Origin of the sequence: Streptomyces apricus (assembly GCF_008369065.1) — a bacterium.
Lineage (GTDB): Bacteria > Actinomycetota > Actinomycetes > Streptomycetales > Streptomycetaceae > Streptomyces > Streptomyces apricus.
The window spans coordinates 1-9,923 of the sequence record NZ_VDFC01000051.1; the positions used below are offsets into that span (position 1 = coordinate 1).

The 9,923-nt window shown below is 74.6% G+C and carries 8 protein-coding genes and 1 pseudogene; 4 read left to right on the forward strand and 5 right to left on the reverse strand.

From position 1 onward, the window contains the following. A partial coding sequence (locus tag FGF04_RS30805; protein WP_235882586.1) for an SGNH/GDSL hydrolase family protein occupies window positions 1-862 on the forward strand: 862 nt, incomplete at its 5' end. A 58-nt stretch (window positions 863-920) separates the two neighbouring features. On the opposite strand, the pseudogene FGF04_RS30810 reads toward FGF04_RS30805, so the two are convergent. Continuing rightward, window positions 921-1,400, reverse strand: a pseudogene (locus FGF04_RS30810) (VOC family protein); the annotation flags it as partial. 113 nt (window positions 1,401-1,513) lie between these two features. Between FGF04_RS30810 and FGF04_RS30815 the strand changes: the two are divergent. Continuing rightward, window positions 1,514-2,749: an epoxide hydrolase family protein gene (locus FGF04_RS30815; protein WP_149514656.1), complete on the forward strand. Its 1,236-nt coding sequence runs from the start codon at window positions 1,514-1,516 to the stop codon at window positions 2,747-2,749. Between the two features lie 47 nt (window positions 2,750-2,796). On the opposite strand, the gene FGF04_RS30820 is transcribed toward FGF04_RS30815, so the two are convergent. Beyond that, a complete protein-coding gene (locus FGF04_RS30820) occupies window positions 2,797-4,065 on the reverse strand; it encodes a DUF6777 domain-containing protein (protein WP_149514657.1) in 1,269 nt (422 codons plus the stop codon). A 163-nt stretch (window positions 4,066-4,228) separates the two neighbouring features. On the opposite strand from FGF04_RS30820, the gene FGF04_RS30825 reads away from it, so the two are divergent. Together FGF04_RS30825 and FGF04_RS30830 are read left to right on the forward strand one after the other, a co-directional pair. Then, complete coding sequence (locus FGF04_RS30825) at window positions 4,229-5,500, forward strand: streptophobe family protein (RefSeq protein ID WP_149514658.1); 1,272 nt, start codon at window positions 4,229-4,231, stop codon at window positions 5,498-5,500. A gap of 35 nt (window positions 5,501-5,535) precedes the next feature. Beyond that, entirely contained in the window at window positions 5,536-6,201 is a 666-nt protein-coding gene (locus FGF04_RS30830) for a class I SAM-dependent DNA methyltransferase (RefSeq protein ID WP_149514659.1), read from the forward strand. A 50-nt stretch (window positions 6,202-6,251) separates the two neighbouring features. Here FGF04_RS30830 and FGF04_RS30835 read toward each other — a convergent pair whose 3' ends face one another. From FGF04_RS30835 to FGF04_RS30845, 3 genes are all read right to left on the reverse strand, one after another. After that, a complete protein-coding gene (locus tag FGF04_RS30835; RefSeq protein WP_149514660.1) occupies window positions 6,252-7,202 on the reverse strand; it encodes a serine/threonine-protein kinase in 951 nt (316 codons plus the stop codon). Window positions 7,203-7,208: 6 nt separating this feature from the next. After that, the gene (locus FGF04_RS30840; RefSeq protein ID WP_149514661.1) at window positions 7,209-7,889 is read right to left on the reverse strand and encodes an SH3 domain-containing protein; all 681 of its coding nucleotides are present in this window, start codon (window positions 7,887-7,889) and stop codon (window positions 7,209-7,211) included. 12 nt (window positions 7,890-7,901) lie between these two features. Next, window positions 7,902-9,923: ABC transporter ATP-binding protein/permease (locus FGF04_RS30845; RefSeq protein WP_149514674.1), on the reverse strand; the 2,022-nt coding region annotated here is incomplete at its 5' end.

Here is a 9,923-nt window from a genome sequence, read left to right on the forward strand (position 1 = left end):
GTCCCCCGCGGCCGGCCCCACCACGCACCGGCGCCCCGCCGCCACGCCCGAGGACCGCAAGGAAGAGGACCGCAAGGAGGCCGCATCGAGCACCCCGGCCGGGTCCGGGGCCCGGGCCGGAGCAGCCGCCCGTCCTACCGTCCTCTACCTCGGCGACTCCCTCGCCACGGAGAACCAGGAGGTCCTCGGCACGCTCCTGCGGGAGAGGGTGAAGGCGCGCTACACCAGCGCCCCGTACTCCGGCACCACCCTGTGCGACTACCTGGAGGGCACCGGCGAGAAATCGCTCGTGCCCGCGCGGGACAAGGCGGCCGCCCTGGTGCGCCGGCTGCGTCCCGACTTCGTGGTGCTCCAGTTCTGGGGCAACGCGTGGGGCTACACGCCCTGCATGGACGGCATCACGTACGACAAGGCGCGCGAGCGGTACGCCGCGCGCCACGCCGCCGACGCCGAGCGCCTGGCCGGCCAGATCACGGGCGCCGCGAGCGGGACGAGGATCGTCTGGGTGCTCCAGGGACCTGACCCGATCACCCCCGACCGGGTCCGGCGCGTGAACGCGGTCTACGAGCAACGGGCACGGGCCTCCGGCGGTCTGCTCGCGGACGCCGGGAAGGCGGTGAGCCCGGCCGGCGCCCGCTACACCTGGGCGCAGTACCTGCCGTGCACCGCGTACGAGCGCGCGCACGCGCCGTACTGCACCCGGCCGGGCAGCGGCCGGACGGCCCTGCACCGCGACGACGACTACCTGCACTTCTGCCTGGCCCCGACCACGTCGACGCCCCGGCCCTGCCCCGTCCGCTCCCCCGGCATCCTGCGCGTCGCCCGCGCGATCACCGACGTGGTGGCCCGGTCGTCGGGGTGAGCGGAGCAGCGGCGCCGGGCGTCGTGGCGGGCGCCTCACTCCCCCGCGCAGGCCTTCKCTCCCCCGCGTAGGCCTTCTCCAGGGCCGCGATGTCGAGCTTGTGCATGGTGAGCATCGCGGCCGTGGCGCGGCCCGCCCTCTCCCGGTCCGGCGCGCTGATCATCTCGATCAGCCGGGTCGGCACGACCTGCCAGGAGACGCCGAACCTGTCCTTCACCCAGCCGCAGGGCCCCTGCTCGCCGCCGTCCTCGGTGAGCGCCTTCGAGTAGAAGTCCACCTCGGACTGGTCCGCGCAGCCGATCTGGAAGGAGATCGCCTCGTTGAACCTGAACTCCGGGCCGCCGTTCAGGCCGACGAACCGCTGGCCGTTGGCCACGAAGTCGACGGTGACGACGGAACCGGCGGGTCCGGGCCCGGCCTCCGTGGCGCGGACGGTCCCGCCGAGCTCGGAGTTCTTGAAGAGCGAGACGTAGAAGTTCGCCGCCTCCTCGGCCTGTCCGTCGAACCAGAGACACGTGGTGAATCCGTCGGTGGTCATGACTACCTCCTGGAGCGGGAACCCGGTCGGTGCTGCTGTCGGTGGTGTGGACCGGTCCGCGACGGAGAACTCATCGGTGGGGACGCCCCGGCGCTGAACTAGCATCGTCCGCCATGACCTCCCCGTACGACGACCGTGTCCGGCCCTTTCGCATCGACGTCCCGCAGGCCGAACTCGACGACCTGCACGCGCGCCTGGACCGGACCCGGTGGCCGGACGAACTGCCGGGCGCGGGCTGGGAGTACGGCGTACCGCGCACCTATCTGCGGGAGCTCGTGGAGTACTGGCGGCATTCCTACGACTGGCGTGCGGCGGAGGCCCGGCTCAACGCGTGGCCGCAGTTCACGACGGTGGTCGACGGGGCGACGATCCACTTCGCGCACATCCGCTCGCCGGAACCGGACGCCACCGCGCTGCTCATGACGCACGGCTGGCCGGGCTCCGTCGCCGAGTTCCTCGACGTGGCCGGGCCGCTGATCGATCCGCGCGCCCACGGCGGCGATCCCGCCGACGCCTTCCACCTGGTGCTGCCGAGCATCCCCGGGTTCGGTCTGTCGGGGCCGACCCGGGACACCGGCTGGGAGTTCCGCCGGGTGGCCGCCGCGTTCGCCGTGCTGATGGACCGGCTCGGCCACCACCGGTTCGGCGCGCAGGGCGGCGACTGGGGCGCGGCGATCTCGCGCGAGCTGGGCCGTACCCACCCCGGGCGGGTGATCGGCGTGCACCTGAACCTGCTGCCCGGCGCCCACGCCACCACCGAACCGGCCGCGGAGGAACTGGCGTCCCTGAGTCCGCGGGAACGCGAGCGCACCCTGGCCTCCTGGCGGCGCCACCAGGAGTGGACCCGCGAGCGGCAGGGGTACGCCGACCTCCAGTCCACCCGCCCGCAGACCCTCGCCTACGGACTCACGGACTCGCCCGTCGGGCAGCTGGCGTGGATCGCGGAGAAGTTCAAGGAGTGGACGGACTCGGACGAGCGGCCCGAGGACGCGGTCGACCGGGACCTGCTGCTCACCAACGTGATGCTGTACTGGCTCACGGGCACGGCCGGTTCCTCCGCGCGGATCTACTACGAGCGTGCGCACGCCTCCGGCGGGGGTGCGCCCGCACGGCCGTATACGGTACCGACGGCGCTCGCCGTCTTCCCGCACGACAACTTCGTCCCGCTGCGCCACCACGCGGACCGCACCGACCGCATCGTGCGCTGGACGGAGTTCGACCGCGGCGGCCACTTCGCGGCCATGGAGGAACCGGACCTGCTCGTCGGGGACGTACGGGCGTTCTTCGCCCAGCTGCGGGCGGCCGACGACGAGGCGGCGGCCGGCGGGGCGCGGGCCGGACACGGCTGACGGCCGCGCCGCCGCCCACCCGCCGGATCATCCGCCCGACCGCCGGGTCAGCCGGCCGGACCCGGAACGGCCGGACCCGGGAGGGCCGGGCTCGCGGCCGACTCCGTCGTCGTGGCGGACCCGTCGCCGGACGCCGGCCCGGAGGAGTCCGCCGACCCGGAGGAGTCAGCCGGCGCGGAGGAGTCAGCCGACGGCGACCCGGTCTCCGCGGACGGCGACGAGGGCGGCGCGGAGGTGTCCGGCGAGGAGGCCGGGGGGCATGGGCTCGCCGGGCCGTCCGGCGCGGACCCGCAGGGGGACGGGGAGTCCGACGACGGCGGCGCCGAGCTCACGGACGGGGACGGCCGGTCGGCCGGAGGGCCGGTCTTGCGGTCCTTGCCCCCGGTGTCGCCCTTGTGACGGGTGAACCAGTCGCCGCTGTCCGGGTCGAAGACCACGAAGACCTCGACGGCCTGCGCCGCGGGCGAGACGACCACGACGTCCGACGCCCGGTACGCGGACCAGGCCTCACCGGTGTTCTTCGGCGCGGTCTTCAGCGCGACCGGCGGCAGCAGCGGGTTGCCGCAGGCGCAGCGCACCCTGGGCACACCGCGGTCGTCGACGAGCACCGCGGTGCCGGCCTGCAGGACGGCCTGGTACGCGGTCGGCTTCCCGTCGCGGTAGCCGTGGTTGGTGACGCGGGTGTCCATCCGCAGCTGTACGGGGGTGAGCGCGCGCAGGTACGCGGGCACCTCGGAGGGCCGCAGGCCCAGCACCGAGGCGAACGCCCGGTTCTCGCCGGGAGCCCGTCCCAGCGCCGTGATCTGCTTCTCGACGTCGCAGGCGGCCGTCTTGCGGGTGCCGCCGTAGAGGCCGGGTGCCGAGCCGTCCACACCGCGTGTGACGTTGCCGGGGCCCGGGTCGTCCGCGGGCGGGGAGGTCACGGGCGCCGCGGAGCCGGAGCCGTCCCGTGCCGTCGACGCGGTGAACGGGTCGGGGCCCGTCCTGCCCGCGGGCTGCAGGAAGACCTCGCCGTCCGAGGCGGTGGTGGAGGAGCCGCCGGAGGAGCCCCCGGGGCGGGTGAGGACGACGGCCAGGACCACCGCGACGACGACCGCGGCGGCGACGGCGGCGACACGCGGCACCGATCCCCACCAGGGCCGGCCGGATCCCCTGCCTCCGCCKCCCGTGCCGCCCGTACTGGACCCGCCGGGGCCACCGGGACCACCGGGGCTCTCAGAGGAAGGACCCGGCGGGCCCGGGGAGCCGGACGGTCCCGACAGGGGTCCCGAGGGCGGTCCTGTGGGGCGGCCGGACGACGGCGGTTCGACGCTCACATGGTTCTCTTCCCGGCGTAGGGACACCGCGGCACCCGCCCCGATCCGTACCGCTTCACGGCGTTACGAGCCCATTGTGTGCTCCGGTCAGGTGCCGCCCGCAAGCGGACGCGGTCGGCCCACCCGGCAGGCGCGTCGGCGCAGGTCTGCCTAGCGTGGCAGCGTGAGCCTCCGGACAGCCCCTGACCAGGCAGTTGCCCACCACGGCTGGGCCCGCGCCCTGGCGACGGTCCTCGCCGGGGTGATCGCCATGGGCGCGGTCGCCGCGCTCGGACTGTGGGCGGCCGGGGCCGCCGACCTGCCCGGCGGGGCGTTCCCGCGGGTCGTCGCCGCGACGCTGGTGACGGCGGTCGGCGGTTCCGTGGAGGTCACCGGGGACGCCGGGGCGATCGCCGGCACCCGGGCGGCCCTCACGGTCGTCCCCCTGTCGGTGGCGCTGACCGGGGCCCTGGTCGTCGCGGTCGGTTTCCTGCGGCCGCTGCGCCACCGGGCCGTCGCCGGCGCGCCCGAACTGGCGGGCTGGGCCGGCCGGATCGCCGTCCTGTGGCTGCTCGCCGTGGCGGCCCTCGCGCTGGCGGCCCGCCGGACCTTCGCGGTCCCGCTGGGCGAGGGCACGCTCTCCGACGTGGCCGACCTGTTCGGGGTCGCGTCGCCGCGGGTCGGCTTCGCGGCGGACGTGCCGGTGACCCTGGGGTTCGGTCTGCTGTGGCTGCTCGGCATGTTCGTCCTCGCGCTGCTCGTCTCGCCCGGGGCCCCGCTGCCGCCGCGTCTGCTGCGGTTCCAGGAGCCGGTGCGGCCGGCCGCGTACGCCATGGTCGTGCTGCTGCTCGCGTACGTCGTCCTGGGGGTGCTGATCGCCCTGGTGGTGGCCGTGACCCGGGGGCACGCCGCGCAGACGCTCGCCGTCGTCCTCCTCGGGCTGCCGAACCTCGTCTGGCCCGTCCTCACGATCGGTCTGGGCGCGACCTGGGAGGGCAGGGTGGAGGGGCCGTTCGGGCTGCCGATGCCGCAGGTGCTGGACCGTGTGCTGCGCACGCCCGAGCTCTCGACCCTCAACCTGCGCACGCTCGCGGAGCAGGACGGGAGGGTGTGGTGGCTGGTGGCCGTGAACACGGTCCTGCTGCTGGCCGTCGCGTTCCTGGCGGCCTCGCGCTCACCGGCCCGGACGCGGGCCTGGCAGCACGCGCTGCACCTGGCGGTCGCGCTCGCGCTCACCGTGCTCGCGGTCTGCCTGCTCGGCCGGATCGACGCGCACTACGGCCTGTCGCTGTTCGGTGTCGGGGACCTCGGCGGGGGCCTGTCCGGCGACCTCCTCCTGCGCCCCCGTATGTGGGGCGCCGCCGGTCTCGCCCTGCTCTGGGGCCTGGTGACCGGCTTCCTGGGCGCGCTCCTGGCCACCCGGACGCGGCACCACGGCGAGTCGGGAAAACCCTGAGCCCGGGCCCGCGGCGCGTACTACGGTACGCACCCATGATCGAACCCGACTTCCTGCACCGCACCCGAACGGCCTACGACTCGATGGCGGCCCGCTACGCCGAGCTCTTCGCCGACGAGCTGACGGACTTCCCCCTGGACCGGGCGATGCTCGCCGCGTTCGCCGACTTCGTACGGGCGGACGGCGGCGGTCCGGTCGCCGACGTGGGCTGCGGTCCCGGGCACGTGACGTCGTTGCTGCACGCGCTCGGGCTGGACGCGTCCGGCGTGGACCTGTCGGAAGAGATGATCGCGATCGCCCGCGAGGCCCGCCCGGGACTGCGGTTCGAGGTGGGCTCGATGACCGCGCTGGACATCGGGGACGGGCGGCTCGGCGGGGTGCTGGCCCGCTACTCGATCATCCACACCCCTCCGGAGCGGCTGCCGCAGGTGTTCGCCGAGTTCCACCGCGTCCTGGCGCCCGGCGGTCACCTGCTGCTCGCCTTCCAGGCCCACGACGACCCGGCCGAGGGGGTCGAGTCCTTCGACCACAAGGTGGCCCTGGCCTACCGCTGGCACCCCGACCGCGTGGCCACCCTCCTGACCGCCCTGGGCTTCACCGAGAAGGCCCGCCTGGTACGGGCCCCGACGGAGGACGAACGCCCCTTCCCGCACGCCCACCTGCTGCTCACCAAGACGGCCCCGGCCGCACAAGCGCCCTGAAGGGGCGCGGGGAACTGCGCGCCCAGCCCCCACGGACCCGCAGGGAACAGTCATCCGGTCACTCCGGGGAAAACGGGCCGAGCCCACCCGGGCGGCCCGGGCGGCCCCACAGGCCGCCCGGGCACGCCCGTCACAGCCGACCGCAGGGCACCCACCAACGCGAGACAGGACCCGTAGCGGTCCTCGGGCCGCTTGGCGAGCCCCTTCGCCAGGACGGCGTCGACGGCGTCCCCGGGAGCACCCAGTGCTCCACCGGCCGCCGGCGGCACGTCGTACTGGTGCGCCCACAGCAGCGCCATGTCGTCGTCCCGCTGGAAGGGCGGCCGGCCGGTCAGCGTCTCGTACACGACGCAGGCGAGGCTGTAGACGTCGCAGCGGCCGTCCACCGGGCGCCCGGAGATCTGCTCGGGCGCCACGTAGTCGAGGGTGCCGACGAACTGGCCGACGGTCGTGAACCCGGTCAGCGACAGCGACTTCTTGGTCAGTCCGAAGTCGGTGAGGTAGACGTGCTCGGGGTGGTCGCTGTCGGTGCCCGCCGCGACCAGGACGTTGCCCGGTTTGACGTCCCGGTGGACCAGCCCGTGGTCATGGGCGGCGTCCAGCGCGGAGGCCACCTGGAAGGCGATGCGGACGGCCGCCGCGAGGGGCAGCGGCCCTTCCCGGTCCAGCAGGTGGCGCAGGTCGCGCCCGGCGACGTACCGCATGGCGATGTAGAGGACGCCGTCCGCCTCGCCCGCCTCGAAGACCGGCACGATGTGCGGGTGGTCGATCGCGGCGGCGACGCGCGACTCGTGGGTGAAGCGCCTGCGGAACGTGTCGTTGCGGGCGAGTTCCGGGGCGAGCAGTTTCAGGGCGACCGTGCGGCCCAGACGCAGGTCCCTGGCCCGGTAGACGACGGCCATGCCCCCGCGGCCGGCCTCCTCCTCGATCAGGTAGCCGGCGACCTGGCTGCCGACGAGCCCGGAGGGACGCCCAGCGTACGGACCCGCGTCGCCGGCCATCACCCGTCACCGCCGACGATCCGGGTGGGTGCGTGCCCGGCGTCCTCCCCCTCCGGCCTCCCCCGGCACGACCTGCGTGGGCGCATGCCCCACCGCACCGGGCGCTCCGGCGCCGGGGGAGGCCGGAGCGGACCCGGCGGACCCGGTGGACCCGGCGGACCCGGCAGGCGGTCGTCCGGCGGACGGCTCCGCGTCGGCGGCTTCCGGCGGGCCCGGTGCCGCGTACGTGCACAGGCGTGTCCCGTCGCAGTACACCCACCGCTCGTGCTCCGCCTCGTAGAGCCACAGGGACTCCCCCTCGACGACGAGGCCGGCCCGCAGGCCCCGCGTCCGGGCGTGGAACTCCGCCCCGTCGAGGCGCCCGGCCGCGAGGTCCTCGACCGCCCGGCGGTAGTGGCGCAGTGCCTCCTCGGCCCGGGCGAGCAGCGGACGCGGGTCGGCGGKACGGGCGGGCGGCTGCCCGGCGGCGGGCGGTTCCCGCGGTACGGCGACCAGCAGCCGCCCGTCGACCCACGCGGACCAGCCGTTGGCGCACAGGACGTGCCCCCAGTCGCCGTGCCGCTCGACCAGCCGGACCGGCAGGAACGGGTCGAGCGGTGTGATGGACCCGCCCGGGTCGGGGGTCTCCCGGGCGGGCATGCCGTCCGGCGGGACCACGTGAGTGGGGCGGAAGCCGGGGGTCGTCATCGCGCCGGCCCCCTACTTCCGCATGACTTCGGGTTCGTGGCGTCTCAGCAGCCGCGCCACCACGTAGCCGAAGAGGACCGAGAGGACGACGAGCATGCCCATGTTGCGCAGCCACACGCCCGTCGAGTGCCGGAAGAGCGGGTCCGCCGTCAGGTCGCCGGGGACGAGCCGGGCCAGTTCGACCGTGCCGGCCATCGCGCCGAGCGCCCACCGCGACGGCACCAGCCAGGACAGCTGCCCGATGCCGGGGACGCCGTCGAGCTTCAGCAGCGCGCCGCAGAACACCACCTGGACGATGGCGAGGAGGACGAGCAGCGGCATCGTGACCTCCTCCTTGCGCACCAGCGCGGAGACGAGGAGGCCGAGCATCATCGCGGTGAAGGCGAGCAGCGCGACGGCCGCCGTGATCTCGGCGAGGGGCGGCAGGAGGACCCCTTTCCCGCCGGGCGCGTTCAGGTCGACGCCGAGCAGCGCCACCAGGGTCAGCACGACGGCCTGGAGGACGGTGACCGTGCCGAGGACGACGACCTTGGACATCAGGTACGCCGATCTGGACAGGCCGACGGCCCGTTCGCGCTGGTAGATCACGCGTTCCTTGACGAGTTCGCGCACCGCGTTGGCCGCGCCGGTCAGGACCGCGCCGACGCAGAGGATGAGCAGCGCGTTCATCGCCGTCTCGCGCGTCAGCGTGCTGCCCGCCAGCGCGCGGGCCATCGCGCCCATCACGAAGGGCAGGGCGACCATGATGGCGAGGAACGTGCGGTCGGCGCCGAGCACGGCCGTGTACCGGCGCACGAGGGTGCCGAGCTGCGAGCCCCAGCTCTGCGGTGTGGGCGGCCGGGCCATCACGGCGGGGTCGGGGCCGTCCCCGGTCCGGGGCAGACGCGGCTGGGCGGAGGCGTCGACGGTGTACCGCCGGTGCTGGGGCGAGTCGCGGTAGGTGCCGGCCCAGTCCCGGTCGCGGTCCCGCTCGAAGGCCTCGAACGCCTCCGGCCACTCCTGGTGGCCGAAGAAGGCGAGCGCCTCCTGGGGCGGCCCGTAGTAGGCGACTTTGCCTCCGGGCGCGAGCACGAGCAGCCGGTCGCAGACGTCGAGGCTGAGGACGCTGTGCGTGACCACGACGACGGTCCGCCCGTCGTCGGCCAGTCCGCGCAGCATGTGCATCACGGAGCGGTCCATCCCGGGGTCGAGTCCGGAGGTCGGCTCGTCGAGGAAGAGCAGCGAGGGCTTGGTGAGCAGTTCGAGGGCCACGCTGACGCGTTTGCGCTGGCCGCCGGAGAGGCTGTGGATGGACTGGCCGGCGCGCTGTTCGAGACCCAGTTCGCGGATCACCTCGTCGACGCGGGCCGTGCGCTCGGCCTTCGCGGTGTCCTGCGGGAAGCGCAGTTCGGCGGCGTGGACGAGGGCGCGCCGCACGGTGAGCTGGGCGTGCAGGATGTCGTCCTGCGGTACGAGGCCGATGCGGTGGCGCAGCTCGGCGTAGTCGCGGTACAGGTCACGGCCGTCGTAGAGGACCGTGCCGCGGTCTGCGGGGCGCTGCCCGGTGAGGGCGTTGAGCAGGGTGGACTTCCCGGCGCCGCTGGGTCCGACGACGGCCAGCAGGCACTTCTGGCCGACCGGGAAGGAGACGCGGTCCAGGAGCGTCCTGCGGCCCTTGTCCACGGCGACGCCCAGGTCCTGCACGTCGAGGGAGACCTCGCCGGTGTCGACGTACTCCTGGAGCTGGTCGCCCACCAGGCAGAACGCCGAGTGGCCGACACCGACGACGTCACCGTCGTCGATGCGCGCGCGGGTGACGGGCCGGCCGTTGAGGAAGGTGCCGTTGTGGCTGCCCAGGTCGGCGATCTCGTACGTCCCGTCCGGCAGGGCCCGCAGCTCCGCGTGGAGCCGGGAGACGCTCAGGTCGTCGACGACCAGGTCGTTGTCGGCGGCGCGGCCGATGCGGACGGTGCGGGCGGGCAGCGGACGCACGCTGGTGGGGTTGCGGAAGGTGCCGGTCGCGGCCGGTACGGAGACGGCCGAGGGGCGCTCGGG

Bases quoted from the DNA above. Each gene is read 5' to 3' on its own strand.
- FGF04_RS30815 (WP_149514656.1), top strand. From the start codon at position 1,514: ATGACCTCCCCGTACGACGACCGTGTCCGGCCCTTTCGCATCGACGTC.
- FGF04_RS30830 (WP_149514659.1), top strand. From the start codon at position 5,536: ATGATCGAACCCGACTTCCTGCACCGCACCCGAACGGCCTACGACTCG.
- FGF04_RS30835 (WP_149514660.1), bottom strand. From the start codon at position 7,202: ATGGCCGGCGACGCGGGTCCGTACGCTGGGCGTCCCTCCGGGCTCGTC.